At 69.1% G+C, this 20,828-nt stretch carries 20 protein-coding genes; 9 read left to right on the forward strand and 11 right to left on the reverse strand.

Annotation, left to right across the window (positions count from 1 at the left end):
- Window positions 1–637: 637 nt before the first annotated feature.
- Entirely contained in the window at window positions 638–1,975 is a 1,338-nt protein-coding gene (locus EPA99_RS17845; protein ID WP_129472613.1) for an outer membrane protein transport protein, read from the reverse strand.
- Window positions 1,976–2,192: 217 nt separating this feature from the next.
- Here EPA99_RS17845 and EPA99_RS17850 point away from each other — a divergent pair, with 217 nt between their 5' ends.
- Entirely contained in the window at window positions 2,193–2,885 is a 693-nt protein-coding gene (locus EPA99_RS17850) for a rhomboid family intramembrane serine protease (protein WP_129472640.1), read from the forward strand.
- A 114-nt stretch (window positions 2,886–2,999) separates the two neighbouring features.
- Window positions 3,000–3,326 carry a DUF1820 family protein gene (locus EPA99_RS17855; RefSeq protein ID WP_129472614.1) on the forward strand — a complete coding sequence of 109 codons (327 nt, stop codon included), beginning with the start codon at window positions 3,000–3,002 and terminating at the stop codon, window positions 3,324–3,326.
- 167 nt (window positions 3,327–3,493) lie between these two features.
- On the opposite strand, the gene EPA99_RS17860 is transcribed toward EPA99_RS17855, so the two are convergent.
- On the reverse strand, window positions 3,494–5,008 hold the full coding sequence (locus tag EPA99_RS17860) for a S41 family peptidase (RefSeq protein ID WP_129472615.1): 1,515 nt from the start codon (window positions 5,006–5,008) through the stop codon (window positions 3,494–3,496).
- A 91-nt stretch (window positions 5,009–5,099) separates the two neighbouring features.
- Complete coding sequence (locus EPA99_RS17865; RefSeq protein ID WP_129472616.1) at window positions 5,100–6,383, reverse strand: murein hydrolase activator EnvC family protein; 1,284 nt, start codon at window positions 6,381–6,383, stop codon at window positions 5,100–5,102.
- 216 nt (window positions 6,384–6,599) lie between these two features.
- Here EPA99_RS17865 and EPA99_RS17870 point away from each other — a divergent pair, with 216 nt between their 5' ends.
- From EPA99_RS17870 to EPA99_RS17880, 3 genes are all read left to right on the forward strand, one after another.
- Window positions 6,600–7,313, forward strand: coding sequence for a DUF4097 family beta strand repeat-containing protein (locus EPA99_RS17870; RefSeq protein ID WP_129472617.1), 714 nt, complete (start codon window positions 6,600–6,602; stop codon window positions 7,311–7,313).
- Between the two features lie 87 nt (window positions 7,314–7,400).
- Entirely contained in the window at window positions 7,401–9,104 is a 1,704-nt protein-coding gene (locus EPA99_RS17875) for a M28 family metallopeptidase (RefSeq protein ID WP_129472618.1), read from the forward strand.
- 247 nt (window positions 9,105–9,351) lie between these two features.
- Complete coding sequence (locus EPA99_RS17880) at window positions 9,352–9,750, forward strand: MAPEG family protein (protein ID WP_129472619.1); 399 nt, start codon at window positions 9,352–9,354, stop codon at window positions 9,748–9,750.
- Window positions 9,751–9,984: 234 nt separating this feature from the next.
- On the opposite strand, the gene EPA99_RS17885 is transcribed toward EPA99_RS17880, so the two are convergent.
- Entirely contained in the window at window positions 9,985–11,355 is a 1,371-nt protein-coding gene (locus EPA99_RS17885) for an outer membrane protein transport protein (protein WP_129472620.1), read from the reverse strand.
- A gap of 238 nt (window positions 11,356–11,593) precedes the next feature.
- Entirely contained in the window at window positions 11,594–12,328 is a 735-nt protein-coding gene (locus tag EPA99_RS17890; protein WP_129472621.1) for a pseudouridine synthase, read from the reverse strand.
- Between the two features lie 123 nt (window positions 12,329–12,451).
- On the opposite strand from EPA99_RS17890, the gene EPA99_RS17895 reads away from it, so the two are divergent.
- Both EPA99_RS17895 and EPA99_RS17900 read left to right on the forward strand, forming a co-directional pair.
- Window positions 12,452–13,117 (forward strand): response regulator transcription factor, encoded by a 666-nt coding sequence (locus tag EPA99_RS17895; protein ID WP_129472622.1) that lies wholly within the window; start codon window positions 12,452–12,454, stop codon window positions 13,115–13,117.
- Window positions 13,114–14,562 (forward strand): sensor histidine kinase, encoded by a 1,449-nt coding sequence (locus tag EPA99_RS17900; protein ID WP_129472623.1) that lies wholly within the window; start codon window positions 13,114–13,116, stop codon window positions 14,560–14,562. Before EPA99_RS17895 ends, EPA99_RS17900 begins: the two co-directional genes overlap by 4 nt.
- Here EPA99_RS17900 and EPA99_RS17905 read toward each other — a convergent pair.
- The 5 genes from EPA99_RS17905 to EPA99_RS17925 all read right to left on the reverse strand — a co-directional run bounded on the left by EPA99_RS17905 (window position 14,531) and on the right by EPA99_RS17925 (window position 19,317).
- Window positions 14,531–15,700, reverse strand: coding sequence for an MBL fold metallo-hydrolase (locus EPA99_RS17905; protein WP_129472624.1), 1,170 nt, complete (start codon window positions 15,698–15,700; stop codon window positions 14,531–14,533). The two genes, EPA99_RS17900 and EPA99_RS17905, sit on opposite strands and share 32 nt — an antisense overlap.
- A 9-nt stretch (window positions 15,701–15,709) precedes the next feature.
- The gene (locus tag EPA99_RS17910; RefSeq protein WP_129472625.1) at window positions 15,710–16,195 is read right to left on the reverse strand and encodes a GNAT family N-acetyltransferase; all 486 of its coding nucleotides are present in this window, start codon (window positions 16,193–16,195) and stop codon (window positions 15,710–15,712) included.
- Window positions 16,196–16,353: 158 nt separating this feature from the next.
- The gene (locus EPA99_RS17915; RefSeq protein WP_129472626.1) at window positions 16,354–16,944 is read right to left on the reverse strand and encodes an O-methyltransferase; all 591 of its coding nucleotides are present in this window, start codon (window positions 16,942–16,944) and stop codon (window positions 16,354–16,356) included.
- 64 nt (window positions 16,945–17,008) lie between these two features.
- A complete protein-coding gene (gene ubiB / locus EPA99_RS17920; RefSeq protein WP_129472641.1) occupies window positions 17,009–18,667 on the reverse strand; it encodes a ubiquinone biosynthesis regulatory protein kinase UbiB in 1,659 nt (552 codons plus the stop codon).
- A gap of 20 nt (window positions 18,668–18,687) precedes the next feature.
- Window positions 18,688–19,317 (reverse strand): ubiquinone biosynthesis accessory factor UbiJ, encoded by a 630-nt coding sequence (locus tag EPA99_RS17925; protein WP_129472627.1) that lies wholly within the window; start codon window positions 19,315–19,317, stop codon window positions 18,688–18,690.
- 188 nt (window positions 19,318–19,505) lie between these two features.
- Here EPA99_RS17925 and EPA99_RS17930 point away from each other — a divergent pair, with 188 nt between their 5' ends.
- Both EPA99_RS17930 and EPA99_RS17935 read left to right on the forward strand, forming a co-directional pair.
- A complete protein-coding gene (locus tag EPA99_RS17930; RefSeq protein ID WP_129472628.1) occupies window positions 19,506–19,997 on the forward strand; it encodes a GNAT family N-acetyltransferase in 492 nt (163 codons plus the stop codon).
- Window positions 19,998–20,041: 44 nt separating this feature from the next.
- Window positions 20,042–20,428: a hypothetical protein gene (locus tag EPA99_RS17935; protein WP_129472629.1), complete on the forward strand. Its 387-nt coding sequence runs from the start codon at window positions 20,042–20,044 to the stop codon at window positions 20,426–20,428.
- Between the two features lie 48 nt (window positions 20,429–20,476).
- On the opposite strand, the gene EPA99_RS17940 is transcribed toward EPA99_RS17935, so the two are convergent.
- Window positions 20,477–20,635 (reverse strand): DUF1328 domain-containing protein, encoded by a 159-nt coding sequence (locus EPA99_RS17940; protein WP_129472630.1) that lies wholly within the window; start codon window positions 20,633–20,635, stop codon window positions 20,477–20,479.
- Between the last annotated feature and the right edge of the window lie 193 nt (window positions 20,636–20,828).

Raw genomic sequence — 20,828 nt, forward strand, 5'->3', positions numbered from 1 at the left:
CACATGGGCGGCAAGCTGAAAAAATGCTGCGCCGCAGCTAAAACGCGCCTGAAATCAAGGGCTTCGGCAACACATTGCAACGGGGTCGACCAAAGGTTGAGCCTGTCTTGTGGCGTTTTCCGGCAGCGGCGTCATGCAACTGGGTGAGGTGCAGCGAAGGCTGGCAGGCCTCGCTTGCCGCCGCCACGGCGGTAGAGCCGCTGCTGCACGGGTCGGGCTCCTTGGCACCGGCGGCGATGGTGGATGGAGAAGCGTCATCCACCCTACGGCTCTGCAGCACGTCCCAGGCCGGAAGCCTTTCGTTTGGAGAATGGAAACCCATCCGCTGCCGAGCCTGGACCTGAGTCGGGCATGGCGGAAAGCGGGCCAGGATGGCCCGCGGCGGCGAGTCAGCCAGGGATGGCTGACCGAGCCGAGGAGCCATGCCCGACTCAGGGCCAGGCTGCTTGGCGAAGCCAGCGCACCAGGACCGTCCTTCGGGTCATCACGGCTCGACCTGCGTGCGCCCAACAACGCTCGCCGATCGCTGCTTGCGGATTGCCCTGGGGTGCGGACCTGCCAGCCAGGCGCCAGCGGAGAACCAAGAAAAAAGCCCTGCCGAAGCAGGGCTTTTGAACATCGCCAACGCGATGCCGGATCAGAACTTGTAGTGCACCGAGGCGGCCAGCACGTTGCCGCTGACCTCGTAGTCGCCGACCAGGCGGTTACCGGTGGCGCTGGTGGTGGCCACGGCCGGGTCGCTGGTGAACAGGTGCGTGTAGCCGAGGTTGTACTCGGCCTGCTCGGACGGCCTCCAGCTCAGGCCCAGCGAGACCCACTTGCGGGTCGCGTCCGGCACGCGCACATCGCGATGCTCGTCGGTGGTCGGGGTCTGGTCGTAGGCCAGGCCGCCACGCAGGGTCAGCGTGTCGCTCATGCGGTAGTCGGTGCCCAGCGAAACGAAGGTGGTGTCGCGGTAGGAGAAGTCGAGCACGCTGTCGGGTTGATTGGAAGCGAAGTCGACGGTGACCTTGTCGAACTTGCTCCAGGCCGTGCGGGTGACGTCGGCCATCACCGACCACTGGTCGTTGATGTTGTGGGTGAAGCTGGCCGTAGCGCTGGCCGGCAGCTTGACCGTGGCCCGGCCCTCGGTATCGACGAAGGTGCCCGGCGCGGCCACGCCCAGCACGGTGGCGGCATTGCCCGGCACGGTGAACCTGGCGTCGCCGCCGGTGATCTTGTGCTCGACCTGCGAGCGGTAGCTGAAGCCGATGTGGGTATTCTCATCGACACTGAACAAGCCGCCGAGAGTGAAGCCGACCTCGGTGTTGTCGCCCTTGATGCGCGAGAAGCCATCGGCGCTGCCCGGGGCGAAGCCCGGCACGCGACGCGCGGCCAGCAGGGTGCCGAAGTCGATGGCGTTGGTCAGGTCGATGTCCAGGCGCTCGGCGAACACCGACGCGCCGAAGGACACGTACGGGTTGACGTCGTAGGAGAAGGCGAAGTTCAGGTCCACCGCCTGCAGCTCGGTCTTGACGCCGTTGTAGCGGCCGACCCAGTCGCGGTCGTATTCGGTCTTGAAGCCGAACGGCACGGTCAGCGAGGTACCGAAGTGCATGTTGTCGTCTGCGCCGAAGGGCAGATGGAAATACATCGCCGGCACCGGCGCGATCATGCCGGCGTCGCCGCCGTTGCCGCCGGACATCGGCCCGCCGCTGGCGTAGGTGCCACTGCCCTGGAACTTGGCGGAGAACTGGATGGCGCTGACGTCGGCCTGGAACACGCGGCCGTCGAGCTGGCGCATGCCTGCCGGGTTCACGGCGATGATCGAGGCATCGTCCGGCGCGCTGCCGGAGCCAGCGAAGGCGCGGCCCAGGCCCTTGGCGCTGTTTTCCTTGAGCTGGAAGGCGGCGGCGTGGGCGTGGCCTGCGGCCAGGGCGCCGACAATGCCCAAGCTCAGGGCGGAAAGACGGGCGAAAGTAGAAAGATTCTGCATGACGTGTCGCGCTCCGGATTGTTGTGGTGTGCATCAACGCGTCGGTGGAGTCATCCTGACCACCTGCCGGAACCCCTCCCGACATACGACGCCGTATGCAAGTATATCGGGCATTTCTAACAAATCGGTAACATTCGCCCCGACTTTGTCGGGCCTGTCTGCCTCTTTCCCGGCGCGCCATGTCGTTCGCGCGGTCCCGCCATTACAGTCCATGCCGATGTTCGTCGCCATTCCCTCCCGTCGCAAAGCGCATTGGCGCTGGGCCACGCCGCTGCTGCTGGCCTCGCTGCTGGCCGCCTACCTGTGGGCGGTGACCCGGCCGAACAACGCCTATCGCGATCTGGTGATCGCCTGGGGCGCGCTGTCCGGGGGCCTGGATTCGCCGCAGGCCTGGGCGGCCAGCCTGCACGACGGGACCGTGCTGCGGCTGTTCACCGCGCTGCTGCTGCATGCGGATTGGGCGCACCTGCTGGGCAACCTGGTGTTCCTGCTGATCTTCGGCCTGCCGGCCGAACGCAGCATGGGGCCATGGCGCTTCCTGCTGTTGTTCTTCGTCGGCGGTGCTGTGGCCAACCTGGCCGCGGTGCTGGCCATCCAGTCCCCGGACCGGGTGATCATCGGCGCCAGCGGCGCGGTGTCGGCGGTGATCGGGGCCTACCTGGCGCTGTTCCCGAATGCGCGCCTGGGCATCGTGCTGCCGCTGGGCCTGTTCCTGCAGTTCGTGAAGGCGCCGGCCTCGCTGTTGATCGGCATGTGGGCGCTGCTGCAGTTCGGCTTCGCCTACTTCGGGCCGGCGTTGGGGGCGGTGGCCTGGCCGGCGCACATCGCCGGGTTCCTGTTCGGCGTGGTGTTCGCGCTGTGGGTGCGCGCGGCGATCGCGCGGCGGCTGCGCAAGCGCAAGGGCTACTGATCGAGGAGTGAGTGGAGAGGAGTGAGGAGTGAGTGGGTGGCCGCGGGCACTTGCGTTCGAAGGACCGCGCCCAGACATGAGAGGCTTCCTCGCCTCACCGAATCGATCGCCGCGATGTCCAGCAAGATTCTCTACAAGGTGACCTTCCTCAACCACGGCAAGGTCTACGAGCTCTACGCCCGCCATGTCGGCACATCGAACACGATGTGGGGCTTCACCGAGGTCGGCGAGCTGGTCTTCGACCTGCACGAAGGGTTGGTGGTGGACCCGACCGAGGAACGCCTGCGCGAGGAGTTCGGCAACACCCGCATGCTGCATCTGCCGATGCAGAGCGTGGTGCGGATCGAGGAAGTCGAGAAGAAAGGCCAGTCGGCGATTCGCGATGCCATCAGTGGCGAGAAGGTGGTCACGCCCTTCCCCGTGCCTGCCAAGCCGCGCTGAGCAGCCCGGCCAGGGTCGCGTTGCGATGCCAGGTGAGTTGGCTGCCATGCGCCGCAGCGGATCATCGAAGTCAGGGACCCGGCCGACGAGGACAGCCGGCAGGTGACAGTTTCTCTATCGAAGCGGCTCTAGGTGGCCTAGGGCCGCTCTCACAGTCGCTTCTGCTTTTAGGGCTGCTTCGGCTTGGCCGACTCGGCAGCCGGCGGCGGGGTCGGCGCTTCTGGCTTGGCAGGCTCGCTCGCCGGCACGCTGGCCGGGGCCTGCGGCCTGGCGGGCGCCGGCACAGGCTTGGCCGCTGCCTTGTCCGCGGCGGCCTTGGGCTTGGCGCCAGTAGGCGCTTTCGCCGCCTTGGCGCCCTTGGCTGCCTGCGCCTTGGTATAGCTGCCCGGCTGCTTGAGCTCGTTCAGGGCCGAGGTGATGTAGCCATCGCCCTCGAGCAGGTCACCGGCGGTATAGCCCTCGGCGCCCTCGTTGTCCCCGTGCAGGTGGCCGGGCAGGGTCGCCTCGCTGTAGTCGGCGATGCTGGCGGGCTTGTCCTGCGGGGCCGGGGCCTGAAACACCACGTCCGGCACGATGCCGCTGGCCTGGATCGACTTGCCGCTGGGCGTGTAGTAACGCGCGGTGGTCAGCTTGACCGAGTCGCCGTTGTCCAGCGGCAGCACGGTCTGCACCGAGCCCTTGCCGAAGGTGCGGCTGCCGACCACGCGGGCGCGGTCGTTGTCGCGCAGCGCACCGGCCAGCACTTCGGCGGCGCTGGCCGAGCCGGCATCCACCAGCACCACCACCGGCTTGCCATGCATGCGATCGCCCGGGGTGGCGTCGAATTCCGAATCGCTCACCGCAATACGGCCGCGGGTGGTGACGATCACGCCCTTGTCCAGCAGCTCGTCGGCGACCTGCACGGCGGCATTGAGCAGGCCACCGGGATTGCTGCGCAGGTCCAGCACCAGCCCCTTGAGCGCGCCCTTGGCCTGCAGCGCGTCCAGCTGCTGCTGGAAGGTCGCGCCGGTATCGGCCTGGAAAGCGCTGATGCGGATGTAGCCGTAGCCCGGCTCCAGCAGGCGCGAGCGCACGCTGGCCACGCGGATGGTCTGGCGGGTGACGGTGACATCGAAGGGCCCCTCGCGACCCTCGCGCACCAGGGTCAACTTGACCTGGCTGCCGGTCGGGCCACGCAGCGGCGACATGCTGTCGTCGCTGGGCAGCGGCTTGCCGTCCACCGCGACGATCACATCGCCGGACTTGATGCCCGCGCGCGCGGCCGGGGTGTCGTCGATGGGCGCGACCACGCGCAAGGTGTTGTCCGGCTGCGCCAGCAGTTCCACGCCGATGCCGTCGTAGGCGCCGGAGGCCTGTTCGTCGAAGGCCTCGGCGTCCTCCTTGTCGAAGTAGGTACTGTGCGGGTCCAGGTCCAGCAGCAGGCCGCGGATGGCCGACTGCATCAGCTTCTTGTCGTCCACCGGCTCGACGTAGGCTTCCTTGACCGCGTTGAACACGGCCACGTAGCGGCGGATCTCGTCCAACGGCACCTTGGAGGGCGCGTTCTCGGCGGCGTTGGGGTCGTCGCTGGCGGCCACCGTGTCCTCGTCGCCGCTAGCAGGTTCGGCGGCGCGTTCCTGTGCCAGCGCCGGGGTGGCGGCCAGCAGCAGAAGCAGGGAGAAGGACAGACGCATTCGACGCACTCCGGGAAACGACGCGGGAGGCTGGATTATGCGCGAGCGCGGCGGAAAAACCCGTTGCCCCCGCGCATCGGCCATTCCCTGGGGCGCGCGATCACTGCCGCTGCAGCCAGGAAGAAGGATCCACCGGCTGGCCGTTGCGACGCAGTTCGAAGTACAGCGCCGGCATGCCCTGGCCGCCGGAGCTGCCGACCTTGGCCACCGACTCGCCACGCTTGACCGTGGCGCCGACCTCGCGCAGCAGCGCCTCGTTGTGCGCGTACAGGCTCATGTAGCCGTTGCCGTGGTCGATGATCAGGATGTTGCCGTAGCCGGTCATCCAGTCGGAGAACACCACCGTGCCCTCGGCCACGGCGGTGACCGTGGCTCCGGCGCTGGCGCCGATCAGCACGCCCGAGCTGCTGCGGCCATCGGGCATGCGCCCGCCGAACCTGGCCAGCAGGTTGCCGCTGACCGGCCAGCTCAGGCCACCCACCTTCAACGCCGGCGCACTGGCCACGGTGGGCGGCACCTTGCGCTCCGGGCGCGGCGGCGCGGGCTTGCCTTCGGCCTTGGCGGTGGCCGCGGCCTTGGCGGCGGCGCGCTCTTCGGCCACGCGCCTGGCCTCGGCGGCACGGCGTTCGGCCTCGGCCTTGCGCGCGGCGGCGCGCAGGTTGGCCAGCAGGGTTTCCAGCGACTTGGCATCGCGGCCCAGCGCCTGCTCGCGCTCGCTGCGGTCCTTGTAGCGCTCCTCCAGCTGGGCCACCACCGTGGCCCGGCTCTTGCGGTCCTGCTGCAGCGCGTCGACCTGCTGCTTCTGCTGGGCGCGGGTGGCGGCCAGGGCCTGGCGACGGTCGGTGATCTCCTGCTCGACCTGGGTCAGCGCCTGCATCTGCGTGGTGAGGGCGGCGATGCGCCTGGCGTGATCGCGCTGCAGGTAGCCGTGATAGGCCATGGCCCGACCGGCATCGCCCAGATGTTCCTGCGACAGCAACACCTTCAGCGGCGCGTCCTCGCCCTGCTGGTAGGCCGCGCGCACCAGCGCCACCAGCTGCCTGCGCTGGGCTTCCAGGTGCGTGCGCATGGCATCGCGGCGCGCCTGCAGCTCGGCCAGGGCGCTGGCCTCGCGGGCGATGGCGGCCTCGGTCTCGCTCAGCGCGCGGCTGGTGGTGGCGACCTTGGCATCGGCCTGGCGCAGGTCGCGCGAGGCATCGCCGCGCTGGTCCTCCAGCTTGCGCCGCTCGGCGCTGATGCTCTTGAGCTCGCCGCGCACGCGCTCCAGGCGCTTCTGGGTCTCGCCGGTGGTCTGCGCCAGCCCTGTCGCGGCCGGCAGCGCCAGCGCGGTGAGCAGCAGCAGATGCAGCGCCGGGCGCATGCGGCCAGGCCTCAGCACGCGCATCCGGCGATCATGCCCCCGTTGCCTGGCGCCCATGCGCGCCCACCGTCCACCCCGGGCCCGCAAGGGACACAGGCGAAGGCCGGGCGGGCAATGGCTGGGGGCACGACGGATTTCCTAGTGACTTCAGGCAGGTGCCGATTGTAGCCAGGCATGGTGCGATGACGGTGAGGGTCGCTGGCACAGCGCCCGCCATCATTCATCGTGGAGAGACAGACCATGCGCGTACCGCGATCCATCCTGTGGCTGGCCCTGCTGGCCGCCACCCCGGCCCTGGCCCAGCAGGACCTGAGCAAGATCTCCGGCGATATCCATGCCGCCGCCGGGCAGAAGTACGGCGAGCTGGCCACGGTCAGCGGCGATATCGATGTCGATGCCGGCGTGCAGGCCGGCAGCGTCAACTCGGTCAGCGGCGATGTCACCATCGGCGCGGACGTCGGCATCGAGGAAGCCACCACGGTCAGCGGCGATCTCAAACTCGCCGACAAGGTCAGGACCAAGGACCTGACCACCGTCAGCGGCAACCTCACCGTGGGCCGCGATGCGGTCATCGGCGGCGATGTCACCTCCGTCAGCGGCAACATCTTCGTCGACCGCGGCGGCAAGATCGATGGCGATGTGACCGCAGTCAGCGGCGAGATCGGCCTGGTGCAGACCGAGGTGGACGGCGACATCACCTTCGTCAGCAGCAATGTCACCGTCGGCGTCGGCTCGCATGTCAAAGGCAAGGTCCGGCTGAAGAAGCCCAAGAACACCTACACCAGCAAGCGCTCGCAGCTGCCGCGCGTGGTGATCGGGCCCAACGCCGTGGTCGATGGCCCGCTGGAGTTCGAACTGCCGGTCAAGCTGTACGTGCACAGCACCGCCAAGACCGGTGCGATCACGGGCGCAACGGCGATTTCGTTCGACACGCCGAGCGCGCCGAAAGACTGATCCAACGTCTGGGGAGACGACCTTCGGCACATCGGGCCGAAGGTCGTCCTGGGTAAACTCCGGGGTTTCTTTCACCGGAATGTCCTGATGTCACGACACCTGCTGCTCGGCCTGGCCGTCATGGCCGCCCTGTCGGCGTGCAAGCGCGAGTCCGCCGATCCGGCGGCCGCCAGCGCCACGCCGGGCCAGGCCCCTGCCTCGGCCCACACCTTCTCGCCCGAGCTCAATGCCGAGGACTTCGGCGAGCTGGTCAAGACCCTGGCCTCGGACGAGTTCGAGGGCCGCGCCCCCGGTTCGGTGGGCGAGGACAAGACCGTGGCCTACCTGACCCAGCAGATGCAGCGCATCGGCCTGCAGCCGGGCAACAACGGCAGCTGGACCCAGGACGTGCCCATGGTGGAGACCACGGCCGACGAGCACACCACCCTGGCCATCAGGCAGGGCGAGCAGACGCGCACGCTCAAGTTCGGCCAGGACATGGTGCTGGGCACGCGCACCGGCCAGCCCGAGGTCAAGGTGGACAACAGCGAGCTGGTGTTCGTCGGCTACGGCGTGGATGCGCCGGAGCAGCAGTGGAACGACTACGCCGGCCAGGACTGGAAGGGCAAGACGGTGGTGATGTTCGTCAACGACCCGGGCTTCCACACCCAGGACGCGACGCTGTTCGACGGCAGCAAGATGACCTACTACGGCCGCTGGACCTACAAGTTCGAGGAAGCCGCACGCAAGGGCGCGGCCGCGGCGATCATCGTCCATGACGATGCCGGCGCCAGCTATGGCTGGGACGTGGTGAAGAACTCCTGGTCCGGCCCGCAGTACGACCTGCCGGCCAAGGACGACCCGGATGCGCGCGTGCCGGCGCAGGGCTGGATCACCCAGGCGCAGGCCCGCACCCTGTTCGCCGGCGCCGGGCTGGACCTGGACCAGGCCTACAAGGACGCCTCCAGGCGCGGGTTCAAGCCGGTGCCGCTGAAGGCCACGGTCAGCTTCGACCTGAAGAGCACGACCACCGAGAAGACCTCGCGCAATGTCATCGGCGTGCTGCCCGGCAGCGAGCGGCCCGACGAGGCGGTGCTGTACATGGCCCACTGGGACCACCTGGGCAAGCACGAGGGCGAGCCGGGCGACAACATCTACAACGGCGCGGTGGACAACGCCACCGGCACCGCCGGCATCCTGGAGATCGCCGATGCCTTTGCCCACCAGGACCCCAAGCCCAAGCGGTCGGTGGTGTTCCTGGCGGTGACGCTGGAGGAGTCGGGCTTGCTTGGCTCCAAGTACTACGTCGCCCACCCGACCTTCCCGCTGAACAAGATCGCCGGGGTGATCAACATCGATGCCATGTCCGTGGCCGGCAAGACCCGGGACATGACGGTGACGGGCATGGGCGCCTCGGAGCTGGAAGACATCCTCAAGCCCATCGCCACCGCCCAGGGCCGCACCCTGCACCCGGAATCCTCGCCGCAGAGCGGCTTCTACTTCCGCTCGGATCACTTCAATTTCGCCAAGGCCGGCGTGCCGGCGCTGTACACCGACGGCGGCGATGACCTGCTCGAAGGCGGCAAGGCCGCCGGTGAAGCCTATGCGGCCGACTACGGCAAGCACCGCTACCACTCGCCGGCCGATCAGTACGACCCGGCGGCCTGGAAGCTCGACGGCACCCTGCAGGACCTGGAAGCGCTGTACGGCGTGGGCCGCCAGCTGGCCGGCAGCGACGCCTGGCCCAACTTCTACGCCGGCAGTCCGTTCAAGGCCGCCCGGGATGCCATGATGCAGCCGCAGGAGCCCTGAGCGCGGCGGTCGGTCAAGCGCTGCGGCGACCACCGTGCCGCGACGCACTGCCACCTGGTCTTCGCTCCCACTCGCCCGCTGCATACAGCTTTGTGGGAGCGACTTCAGGGATGGTCGAGAGCGTGTGTCGTCTCCGCATTCGGGAATCGTCGCCGCAGCGGCCGATCATGAGCCGTCCAGTGAGCGTCGTCAGCGCCTGGCGGGACACGCGCATGGTTAAGCTGCCCGCTTTCCACGAGGATCCGCCATGACCTATGCCCTCGCTTACTGGTGCCTGCTCGTGCTGGGCGTGCTGCCGTATGTGTGGGTCGCCACCGCCAAGGCCGTGGCCGGCACGCGCTATGACAACCGCGATCCGCGGCAGTGGATGGCCAGGCAGCAGAACCCGCTGGCCCAGCGCGCGCATGCGGCGCATCTCAATGGCTTTGAGGCCTTCCCGCTGATCGCCGCGGGCCTGCTGATGGCACAGCTGGCCGGCGTGCCGGCGCACACGGCCACGGCGCTGATGCTGGCGATCACCCTGGCGCGCATCGCCCATGGCCTGTGCTACATCGCCGGCAGGGCTGGCTTGCGTAGTCTGGTGTGGTTCGTCGGGCTGGGCTGCACGCTGGCCCTGTTCGTCCTGGCCGCGCTGCGCGTCGGCTAGCGCGCCTTCTGTGGGAGCGGGTATAGCCGCGAAGAGGTGTTTCCGGGAAAGCCTCTTCGCGGCTAAAGCCGCTCCCACAGGGCAAGGTGCGCTTGCCACCCGACGGACCGCTGCCCTGCCAAGCAGCGATAGGCCACGCCTTACCTTCGCTCCTGAGTCGCTGCGTCGGGAGAGGCGCAAAAAAAGAAGGCGCCTTGCGGCGCCTTCTTCGATCCCGTCATCCGAAGGTGTGGCTCAGAACAGGAAGCCAAACTTGATCGAACCGGCCAGCGCATGGTTGTCGGTGAACTCACCGGCATAGCTGCGCGCACCAGTCTCGGCGGTGGCATCGCCCAGCCAGAAGTACTTCATGCCGCCGGAGATCTCGATGTTCGGCGTCGGGCTGTAGCGCAGGCCCACGCCGACGTTCCAGTAGCCCTCGGTCGGGCCCAGCGTGGTCACCGGGTTGCCGGCGCCGCTGTCCCAGCCCACCGACAGCGAACCGCTTAGCGTCTGGGCGAGCTTGCGGCCCAGGCCCAGGTTGGCCGACCACTGGTCTTCGGAGTAGTCCACCAGGTTGAAGCCGTTGGGCTGGCCCACCAGCGGGCCGACCGCCCGCGACAGCTGGCCGAAGGCCGAGGGCTGCACGGAGAACTTGGACCACTGCACCCAACGCACGTTACCGAAGGCGATGGTGTCGGCCATGATGCCGGTCTGGAAGTCCAGGTTGACCGACTGCGGCGTGGTCAGGTCGGTGGTGCCCGGGGTGAAGCCGCCGCGCAGATTGGCCAGCGCGCCGCCGATGGCCTGCCCGGTGGCCGGCGGAATGCGGCCGGCCCGCACCAGCTGCTGGATCAGGCCACCCAGCTGTGCGCTGTTGGCGCCCAGCGCGGCGACCATCGGCATGGACTCGTTGGCGTCGATCTCGTAGTCGATCTCCGAGCGATAGGTCAGCGAGACCTTCAGCGCGATCTCCGGGATCTGGTAAGCCACGCCCGCCAGCCAGCCCCACTCGCCGGTGGTGGGCACGGACAGGTCGTAGCCGTTGAAGACCGAGTAGGTCTCGCCGCGCAGGTTCACATCGCCCTTGATCTGCTGGTAGGCCGCGCCGCCGTAGATGTTCCAGTTCTCGGTCGGCTGGAAGCCCACCAGCGCCGACAGGTTGCGGGTGCGCACCTGCACCTCGGTGTCGCCTTCGATGCCCGAGTTCAGGCCGAAGGCGGCCAGCTGGCCACCGGAGACGATGCTGGGGCCGGACACCACCGGCAGGCCGGTCAGGACCGGGTCGGTCGGCGAGGCGACGAAGGCGCCTTCGCGCTTGTACTCGGCCGCCGCGCCGAAGGGCTCGTCGTAGATCAGGCCGAAGGAAAACTTCTCGGTCGGCTGCAGCTTGATCGCCGCGCCAATGAAGCTGTAGCTGCTGCCCATATCGCCAGTGGCATCGCCGTTGCGGTCCACGCCCTCGACCGTCGGGCTCAGGAACGAACCGCCGTATTCGGCGTAGTTGCCCGGCCGCAGGAAGGCGGCGACCGACTGCCCCGAACGATCCAGCGCACCGGCCGAGGCCAGCCCGCTCGCACCCGCACACACCGCACCCACTGCCATTGCCAGCACGCGCTTGTTCATCATCTTGCTCCCCCTCTCCCACAGCATGGTTTTTCGTCCGTGCATCATACGGCGCCGTACGGCGCGCACTGCTCGCCTTTGGTCTAAATGCTTGGGGTCTATTGCACGGAATTGGCTGACATTCGTGCAATGGGAAGTCTGCTCAGGACCCAGCATGGCGATGCGTGCGCTGCAGCATGCAGGCACGCTGCAGCGCACCACGCGGCAAAGCGGATCTGACGCGCCGCAGCACCGCCGCTCAACGCGTGTCGTGGTCCCAACCGAACAGGTCGAAGGCCTTGCGCAGTTCGTGGTCCAGCGGCGCCATCGCCGTCATCCGCTCGCCGGTGGTTGGATGGGCGAATGCCAGCTGCGAGGCGTGCAGCAGCATGCGGTGGATGCCCTGCATGCGAAAGGCACGGTTGTGGCGGCCATCGCCGTGGCTGGTATCGCCGATCAGGTGATGCGACAGATGCTTGAGGTGCCTGCGGATCTGCCGGTAGCGCCCGGTCTGCGGCTGGCAGCGCATCAGCGCATAGCGCGAAGTCTCAAAGCCGCCGCTAGGAATCGGCAGTTCGCCGGTGGCCAGGCGCCGGAAGTGGGTGATCGCCGATTTCTTGACCGGCTTGCCCGGGCCGCCGTCCAGGTCGTGGTCGACGGTGAAGGCGCCCTCCTCCGGCCAGCCGCGGCAGATGGCCAGGTAGTCCTTGCGGATCTGGCCGGCCATCAGCGCCTTGCCGAGCAAGCCGGCCACCTCGCGGTCGAAGCCGACCAGCACGCAGCCGCTGGTGGCGCGGTCCAGCCGATGGATCAGGAAGATCGCCTGCCCGAACTGCGCGCGCAGGCGATCGGCCAGGAACTCGTCCTCGCTACGGGCCAGCGCGCTGTCGTGCATCATCAGTCCGGCGGGCTTGTCGATCACCGCAAAGCGCGGGTCGGCGTACAGCACCTGCAGCGGCGGCAGCGCGTCGGGCGGGGTGGAATCGGAAGGCATGACGGGCATCGGCGGGCGCAAAGCGCGGCATTATCGCAGCGCAGGCGGCCCAGGCCTTGTTTAAGACGGTTTTAAAGACTTGGCCGCACCCTCGCACCCTGCCGCTTTCCTTCAGGATCTTCCGTGTCCCAGCTTCTCCTTGTCGAAGACGACCGCATGCTCGGCGATGCCGTGGCCGCCGCATTGGTCCAGGACGGCTGGGAGGTGACCCGCGCGGCCGATGCCGCCAGCGCGCGGACCGCGCTGGTGGACCATGGCTTCGAGGCGGTGCTGCTGGACCTGGGCCTGCCGCAGGGCTCGGGGCTGGACGTGCTCTCGGCCATGCGCCAGCGCTACGACACCACCCCGGTGCTGATCGTGACCGCGCGCGACCAGCTCAGCGACCGCATCCGCGGGCTGGATGCCGGCGCGGACGACTACGTGGTCAAGCCCTTCCAGACCGATGAGCTGTGCGCGCGCCTGCGGGCGGTGGTGCGGCGCAGCCAGGGCCGGGTGGCGCCGCAGCTGCTGTGGCGCGACATCGTCATCGACCCGGCCGCGCGCAGCGTCAGCCGCGCCGGCGTGCCGGTGAAGCTGGGCGTGCACGAATACCGCACGCTGCTGGCGTTGATGGAGCGCCGCGGCCGGGTGGTGGCGCGCGATGCGCTGGAAGCGCTGGTCTACGGCGGCGACGGCACCATCGAGAGCAACACCATCGCCGTGTACATCCACCAGCTGCGACGCAAGCTGGGCGAGGAGATCATCGTCACCGAGCACGGCTACGGCTACCGCGTCGGAGACGAGGCATGAACCGCTGGCACCGGCATCGGCACCAGCGCTGGCACGGCCCTGGCCGCTGGCATGAGCGCTGCGAGGGCTACCACCCCTCGCTGAAGAAGAAACTGCTGGGCGCGCTGATGGGCTGCCTGGTGGTGGGCTGGCTGATCACCGTGGCCTGCCAGTACAGCCAGGTCAGCAACCAGCAGAACGCGCAGTGGGACCAGTCCCTGCGCGAGGTCGGCGAGCAGATCCTGCTGTCGCTGCCGGCCGACGTGGGCAACGCCGGGCGCAAGCCGCGCCTGCAGCTGGAGCACGAGGCGCTGCCGCCGCAGCACGGGCCTGAGTTCTACAAGATGCAGTTCCAGGTGTGGGCGCTGGACACCGGCCTGGGGCTGGTGAACTCGGCCGGCGCGCCACGAACGCCGTTCCAGCCGTCGATGCGGCCCGGCTACAGCCTGCTGACCACCGAGCAGGAGCAATGGCGCGTCTACGCGGTCAGCGATGCGACCCACCGCGTGCAGGTGCAGGTGGCCCTGCCGCGCTCTGGACTGCGCACCGAGTTCCTGCACTGGCTCAAGACCAGCCTGCTCTCGGGCCTGGGCATCGTGCTGTTGCTGGCCATCGCCATCTCCGCGGTGGTGCACTGGAGCTTCCGGCCGATGCAGCGCCTGCGCGCGCAGATCGCCGCGCGCGAGCCGACCGACCTGACGCCCTTGCCGGTGGCCGGCCTGTCGCGCGAGGTCGCACCGCTGGTGTATTCGATCAACGAGCTGCTGGAGCGACTGTCGGCCTCGATGCAGGGCGAGCGCCAGTTCCTGGCCGATGCCGCGCACGAACTGCGCACGCCGCTGGCCGCGCTGCTGACCCAGACCCACGTGGCCCTGCGCGCGGGCACGCAGGCCGATGCGCGCCAGGCGCTGGAGCACCTGTCCCACGGCATCGAGCGCACCACCAGGCTGGCCCAGCAGCTGCTCGATTCGGCGCGCGTGGATGCCTCCCTGCGTCGCGGCGAGGACGCGACGGTGGAACTGGCCGACGTGGTGATGATGGTGGTGCGCGAATTCGAGGGCCAGGCCGGGCGGCGGCAGCAGAGCGTGGCGATCCAGAGCGACTCGGCCCAGGTCCGCGGCGATCTGGACGACCTGGGCGTGCTGGTGCGCAACCTGCTGGACAACGCCGTGCGCTACGCCGGGCAGGGGGGCCGCATCCGCGTGTGCTGCGGCCCGGACGAATCCGGCCAGTCCACGCTGCTGCGCGTGTGCGACGACGGGCCCGGCGTGCCGGAGGACGAGCGCGAACGCATTTTCGAGCGCTTCTTCCGCGGCAGCAATGGCAACGGCGAGCGCGGCAGCGGCATCGGCCTGTCGCTGGTGGCGCGCATCGCCCGCAGCCACGGCGCGCGCATCGAGGCGCACACCGGGCTGGACGGACGCGGGCTGGGGATCAGCGTGCGCTTTCCCCGGCCGATGGCTTGAGCGTGTTGCCGACCGCGGCCGCGTCACGCTCGTGCGTGCGCACCAGCGGCTTCCACCAGCGCTCGAAGGGGCGCATGGCCAGCAGGTTGACCGGCTCGCCCATGCGCGGGGTGGACAGCGACACCCCGCGCTGCTCGGCCAGGGACAGCACGGTTTCCATCGGTGCCTGCCAGTCGTGGAAGGCCAGGTCGAAGGTGCTGTTGTGGATGGGCAGCATCCAGCCGCCACGCAGGTCCTGGTGGGCCTGCACGCTCTGCTCGGGCAGCATGTGCACGCCCGACCACAGCGGGTCGTAGGCGCCGTTCTCCATCAGGGTCACATCGAAGGGCCCCAGCCGCTGCCCGATGGCCTTGAAGCCCTCGAAGTAGCCGGTGTCGCCGCTGAAGAACAGCTTCAGCGCCGGCGTCTGCACCACCCAGGAGGCCCACAGCGTCGGGTTTTTGCGGAATGGCGTGCGCCCGGAGAAATGCTGGGCCGGGGTGGCGGTGAAATGCAGGCCATCGACCTGGGTGGACTGCCACCAGTCCAGCTGGATCACGCGCTCCGGCGCCACGCCCCAGCGCACCAGGGTGTCGCCCACGCCCAGCGGCGTCAGGAACACCTGCGCGCGCGTGGCCAGGGCCTGGATGCTGGCCCGGTCCAGATGGTCGTAGTGGTCGTGGGACAGGATGACCCCGCGCAGCGGCGGCAGCTCGTCCAGCGCGATGGCCGGGGCGTGGAAGCGCTTGGGCCCGGCAAACTGCACCGGCGAGGCGCGCTCGGAGAACACCGGGTCGGTGATCCAGAAGCCGCCGTCCAGCTTCATCAGCACGGTGGAATGGCCCAGCCGCCACAGATGATGGTCCGGCGCGGCCTCCAGGTCCGCGCGCGTCAGCGGCTGCACCGGCAGCTGCGTGTCCGGACGCGTGGTCGGGCGCTTGCCGAAGAAGAACTTCCACCACAGCTTGAGCACATCGCCCGCACCCTGCGGCCCCTTCGGCGTCACCGCGTTATGGAAGGCGCCGTCATGGAACTGCGGCGAGTCGGGATAGGCGCGAGGGGGACGGGCGGCGGCATTCACGAGCAGGACTCCAGCGAGGGCCGACAGCAGCGCGGCCACGGCAAGACGGCGGCGCCAGCGGCGCGGGGAAGGTGACATCGGCGCGGGTCAGTTTTGCCGCGCGTGCGTTTGCCCGACGCGAACCAGCGGCGGGTGCGGACCGGGCGCGGGCAGCTGCGCCAGCACCGGCTGCGGACCGCGCAGTTCCAGGCAGTCCAGCTCCGCCGCGCGCGCCCGGGCGAAGGTCAGCAGCGCATCGGCGATGCCGTCATCGCGCCAGGGCGCGCTGACGTGCAGCGCATCGATGGACAGGTGGTAGCGCTGCTGCGGGAAGGCCAGGCCGGCACTGGCGGCGATGAAGCCCACTAGTTGGCCATGCTGCTCGGCCACCCACACCCAGGTCCGCACCGGGGTGTCGAACAGGGCCTCCAGCAGCTCCAGCCGCGGACCGTCCTGCGCCGGCAGCGCCTGCGCCTGGGCCAGTTCCGCACACAGCTGCATCAGCTGCGGCAGGTCCTCTCGCACCACCCGGCGTACCAGCGGCAGGGCCAGGGTGGCGCGGCGCCGCGGCAGGCGTGCGACGGCCGCCTTCATGCCAGGCCTCCGGCGTGCATGGTCATGGTCGGGGCCGGACCGGGCTTTACGCAGGAACGATGCGACATGGCGAACTCCGCAGCAGCAGGGGCATGGCAGCAGGTTCGCCGGGCGCGATTAAAACCGTTTTAAGCGCCCGACCAGTGCAAGCGGACGGTTCAGGCCGCTGCGCGCACGACCATGAACTGGCCATTGCCGACGGGGACCTCGCTGCAGCGGAACGCCGCATCCGCACGCACGGCTTGCATGAAGCCGGCCATCTCCTGGGCGTGTGAGGTGGCGTTGTCCACCACCATCAGCCCGCCGCCGGGCTTGAGCACGCGCCGCAGGTGCGGCCACCAGTCCAGATAGGCACCGCGGTCCGAGTCCAGGAACAGCAGGTCCACGCTGGCATCGGCGGCGTCCTCCAGCCAGCGTCCGGCATCGCCCAGCACCTGGGTGATGCTGGCTTGCAGTCCGGCCCGGGCGAAGTTGGCCGCGGCCAGGTCGGCCTTGTCCTGCGCGTATTCCAGGGTGGTGACGTGGCCTCCGATGGCCGCGGCCGCCTCGGCCAGCCACAGGGTGGAATAGCCGTTGGAGGTGCCCACTTCCAGCACCTGTCGGGCCTGCATGGCATGCACCAGCACGGCCAGAAGCTGACCGGTGTCGGGGGTGATGTTGAGCATGCGCTTGCCGCGGGCGGTCTGCACCGCATCGTTGTCGGCGCCAAAGCGCGCCAGCTCGTCCTTCAACGCCTGCAAGTCATCCACGCCCTGTCTCCCTCGATGGTCCTCGCACGCACGGCCCGCGATGGACGCAGCGGGTCATCTGCGCCTACTTGCGCAACCAGGCCGACAGCAGCGACACCACGCCGATGCTCCCGGTGACCCAGGTCAGCAGCGGCACGCCCAGCAGCACCGGGCCGCCCACGCCAAAGGCATGCAGCACCGAGGCCACCACCAGCAGGCCGGCACCGGCGATGGCCGTCACCACCCGGCGCTGCATCCGCGCCAGGGTGAGGTTGAGCTGGGCCAGGTCTTTGGAGCGCATGGACAGCTCGTGCTGGCCCTCCACCTGCTGGCGCAGCCAGCTGTGGATCAGCCGCGGCATGTCCGGGGCCTGGGTCATGATCTCCGGCAGCCGCTTGCGCAGTTCATTGAGCGCATGGCGCGGGCTGTAGCGCTTGATCAGGATGCGCTGCAGCACCGGCTTGGCCACTGCCCAGATGTCCAGCTGCGGGTCCAGCTGACGGCCGACGCCCTCGATGTTGAGCAGGGTCTTCTGCAGCAGGATCAGCTGCGGCTGCAGCGTCAGCTGGTACTTCTGCGCGGTGCGGAACAGCTTGACCAGCACCTCGGCCAACGAGATCTCCGACAGCGGCCGGGTGAAGTACGGCTCGCACACCGCGCGCACGGCCGCTTCCAGCTCGTCGATCCGCACCGTAGCCGGCATCCAGCCCGCCTCCAGGTGCAGTTCGGCGATACGGCGATAGTCCTTGTTGAAGATCGCCATGAAGTTCTCGGCCAGGTAGTACTGGTCGCGCGAGGACAGCTGCCCGGTGATGCCGAAATCCAGCGCGATGAAACGCGGATTGAGCCGGCGCGCCGGGTCCGGATCGACCCAGATGTTGCCGGCGTGGGCATCGGCGTGGAAGAAGTTGTCGCGGAACACCTGGGTGTAGAACACCCGCACGCCCTTGGCCGCCAGCGCCTTGCGGTCCACGCCGGCCGCGTCCAGCGCCGCCACGTCGTCGGAGGGGATGCCGCTCACCCGCTCCATGGTCAGCGCGCGCTCGCCGGTGTGGGTCCAGATGATCTCCGGCACGTACAGGTCGTCCGAATCCTTCCAGAACCTGCGCATCACGCTGGCGTTGGCGCCCTCGCGCTGCAGGTCCAGCTCGGCGGCCAGGGTGGTCTCGATCTCGGCCACCACTTCCTTGGGACGGATCTTGTCGGCTGAAGGATGCGCATAGTCCACCACCGCGGCGGCGGACTTGAGCAGGGCGATGTCGCCGGCGATGTCGCGCTCAATGGTCGGGCGCAGCACCTTGACCACCACCTGGCGGCCGTCGTGCAGCGTGGCCGCATGCACCTGGGCGATGGAGGCCGAAGCCAGCGGCGCGGTGTCGAAGCTGGCGAAGGCGACCTCGATCGGCCGGCCCAGCGCCTGCTCGACGATGCGCCGCGCAGTCTGGCCGTCGAAGGGCTGCACGCGATCCTGCAGCAGGGTCAGCTCCTCGGCCACGTCCGGCGGCACCAGGTCGCGGCGGGTGGACAGGATCTGCCCGAACTTGACGAAGATCGGGCCCAGCTCCTGCAGCACCATGCGCAGGCGCGCGCCGCGGCTCATCGCCGCCACGTCGTCGCGGGCGCGCGGCACGAAGGGTCGGGCCAGGCGCAGCCAGGGCTCGGCGGGCGTGCCATCCAGCAATGCGTCCAGGCGGTAGCGGATCAGCACCCGGCCGATCTTGCTGGCCCGCAGCGCGGCGCGCACGCTCTTCATGCCGGGCAGCATCATGCGCGCGGGCCCAGGCGCCCGATGCGCGCGGCCAGGCGCTCGACGTCATCGCGCAGCGCATCGACATCGTCGTGGAAGGCGGCCAGCTCCGCGCGCGGCACCACATCGCGCGATTCCTCGGTCAGGTACTCGGCGGTGGTGCGGGCCAGATCGGCGCCACGCAGCTGCGCCTGCCGCAGCGCGCCCTGCACTGCCTGCGCGACCTGCACGCCGACCACATCGCCCAGCACGTCGGTGAAGGGCTTGACCCAGTCCGGGTCGAAGCGCGAGGCCAGGGTCTGCAAACGATGCGCCAGCTCGGCATCGCCGGAGATGCGCAGCTTGCCCACCGTGGTGGCGCGCTCGGGCCGGGCGAAGGGCAGCTGCGCCAGCAGCCCGCCCAGCGTGCCGCGCACCGACAGGTCGGCCTCGGCGTGCTCGCGCACCGGGCCCACGTGCAGGTGCTGCTCGGCCACGGCGATTTCCAGCGCCAGCGGCGGCGATGCCAGCGTCAGGGCGATACGGTGCCCTTCCAGCGCGGCCAGCGCATCGTAGGTGTCCGGATCGAGCGCGACGGCGCGGTTGAGCGCGGCTTCCAGCGCGCGGCCGGCCAGGGGCTTGAGCAGGGTGAGGGGCGTGGGCGACATAGAGCGCCATTCTAGCCGGTCGCCGCAGCCGGCCGGACCTGGCCGGAGGTCATGACACCGCGCTCGAGGGCGGCGATACGGGCGCTTGAGATCGCGCGCCGATGCGGCATGCTGTCGTCCCACCCGCCCTGGAACACCCGTGAGGCACGCCATCGCCCCTGCCCGCGGTACCGCGCATGGATGAACCGATGAGCACGCCTGCGAGCTTCCGCGATGTCCTGGCCGATGACCTGCCCGCCCTGCTTGCGCTCAACAATGCGCATGCCCAGGCCTTGTCCTGGCAGGAGCCCGACGCGTTCGCCGGGCTCATCGCCATGGCCTGCTTCGCGCAGACCTGTGGGCAGGCCGATGCGCTGCTGGTCGCCCTGGACCAGGACGCCCGCTACGACAACGCCAACTTCGCCTGGCTGGCGGCGCGACTGGACCGCTTCGTCTACATCGACCGCGTGGTGGTGGCCGACCACGCGCAGGGCCGGGGCCTGGCCGGCGCGCTCTACGCGGCATTGAAGCAGTGGGCACGGGCGCAGCGCCATGAGCGCCTTGTGTGCGAGATCAACCTGGAGCCGCCCAACCCGGCCTCGGTGGCCTTCCACGAGCGCCAGGGCTTTACGCAGATCGGCCAGGCCACACTGGCCAACGGCAAACACGTGGGCTACTTCCAATGCCTGCTGCAGCCCTGATCCCGCGGCAGGCCCGCCACTCGATCGCGATCGCGGCCTAGGCGATGAAACTCTTCCTATTCGTTCTGCTGCTGGCGATCGTCGCCAAGGCCTTGCAGCACCGCGTCCGACTGCGCCATCGGCAACGGGAAACGCATCTGCTTGGTGCGATGAACGCCTTCATCGCACGCGCGGGCGACTTCGACGGTGCGCATGTCGACCGGGTGGTGGCCGCGCTGGGACCGTGGACCGCCGCGGACGATTGGGATTGGGGGCGGATCGCCTACGAATGGAGGCATCCGGAGCTGCGTCTGCGTGTGCTGACGCAAAGCCAGCACGTCCACGTCATCGAACTGCTCGATCCCCGGGACTGCTCGCGCTTCGGCCTGGTGCTCGAGACCCTGCTGGACACATCCGGCAACGACGAACGCGCCGCGTCGCCTGGACCCTGAAGACGCCGCAGGCAGCGTGTGCTGCCGTGCGGCGCCGATTCCCCGCGGCTAGACCTTGCCGCGTCGGAACAGCGAGACCACCGCCAGGATCAGGAACACCACGAACAGGATCCAGGCGATGTTGGACGCCGCACCGGCGATACCGCTGAAACCCAGCAGGCCCGCGATGATGGCGATGACAAAGAAGACGACCGCGTAATGCAACATGGGGACGTTCCCGGGGCCGTGCCCGATCGGCACGCAGGCAGCTTGGTCCGGTCCGGATCACGGCGCGGTGATGACGGCGGGATGACCTCTGCACATCGTGTTCGCGATCGATGTCTGGGCTCACCACGGCTTCACCCCGCTTGCCCGGCCGGCCTGATTCTCATCATTCGCATGCCCGCGCTCATGCGCGCCG

Origin of the sequence: Pseudoxanthomonas composti, from assembly GCF_004122095.1 — a bacterium.
GTDB classification, from domain to species: domain Bacteria; phylum Pseudomonadota; class Gammaproteobacteria; order Xanthomonadales; family Xanthomonadaceae; genus Pseudoxanthomonas_A; species Pseudoxanthomonas_A composti.

Bases quoted from the DNA above. Each gene is read 5' to 3' on its own strand.
- EPA99_RS17845 (WP_129472613.1), bottom strand. From the start codon at position 1,975: ATGCAGAATCTTTCTACTTTCGCCCGTCTTTCCGCCCTGAGCTTGGGC.
- EPA99_RS17850 (WP_129472640.1), top strand. From the start codon at position 2,193: ATGTTCGTCGCCATTCCCTCCCGTCGCAAAGCGCATTGGCGCTGGGCC.
- EPA99_RS17855 (WP_129472614.1), top strand. From the start codon at position 3,000: ATGTCCAGCAAGATTCTCTACAAGGTGACCTTCCTCAACCACGGCAAG.
- EPA99_RS17865 (WP_129472616.1), bottom strand. From the start codon at position 6,383: ATGCGCGTGCTGAGGCCTGGCCGCATGCGCCCGGCGCTGCATCTGCTG.
- EPA99_RS17870 (WP_129472617.1), top strand. From the start codon at position 6,600: ATGCGCGTACCGCGATCCATCCTGTGGCTGGCCCTGCTGGCCGCCACC.
- EPA99_RS17875 (WP_129472618.1), top strand. From the start codon at position 7,401: ATGTCACGACACCTGCTGCTCGGCCTGGCCGTCATGGCCGCCCTGTCG.
- EPA99_RS17880 (WP_129472619.1), top strand. From the start codon at position 9,352: ATGACCTATGCCCTCGCTTACTGGTGCCTGCTCGTGCTGGGCGTGCTG.
- EPA99_RS17885 (WP_129472620.1), bottom strand. From the start codon at position 11,355: ATGAACAAGCGCGTGCTGGCAATGGCAGTGGGTGCGGTGTGTGCGGGT.
- EPA99_RS17890 (WP_129472621.1), bottom strand. From the start codon at position 12,328: ATGCCTTCCGATTCCACCCCGCCCGACGCGCTGCCGCCGCTGCAGGTG.
- EPA99_RS17900 (WP_129472623.1), top strand. From the start codon at position 13,114: ATGAACCGCTGGCACCGGCATCGGCACCAGCGCTGGCACGGCCCTGGC.
- EPA99_RS17905 (WP_129472624.1), bottom strand. From the start codon at position 15,700: ATGTCACCTTCCCCGCGCCGCTGGCGCCGCCGTCTTGCCGTGGCCGCG.
- EPA99_RS17910 (WP_129472625.1), bottom strand. From the start codon at position 16,195: ATGAAGGCGGCCGTCGCACGCCTGCCGCGGCGCCGCGCCACCCTGGCC.
- EPA99_RS17925 (WP_129472627.1), bottom strand. From the start codon at position 19,317: ATGTCGCCCACGCCCCTCACCCTGCTCAAGCCCCTGGCCGGCCGCGCG.
- EPA99_RS17930 (WP_129472628.1), top strand. From the start codon at position 19,506: ATGAGCACGCCTGCGAGCTTCCGCGATGTCCTGGCCGATGACCTGCCC.
- EPA99_RS17935 (WP_129472629.1), top strand. From the start codon at position 20,042: ATGAAACTCTTCCTATTCGTTCTGCTGCTGGCGATCGTCGCCAAGGCC.
- EPA99_RS17940 (WP_129472630.1), bottom strand. From the start codon at position 20,635: ATGTTGCATTACGCGGTCGTCTTCTTTGTCATCGCCATCATCGCGGGC.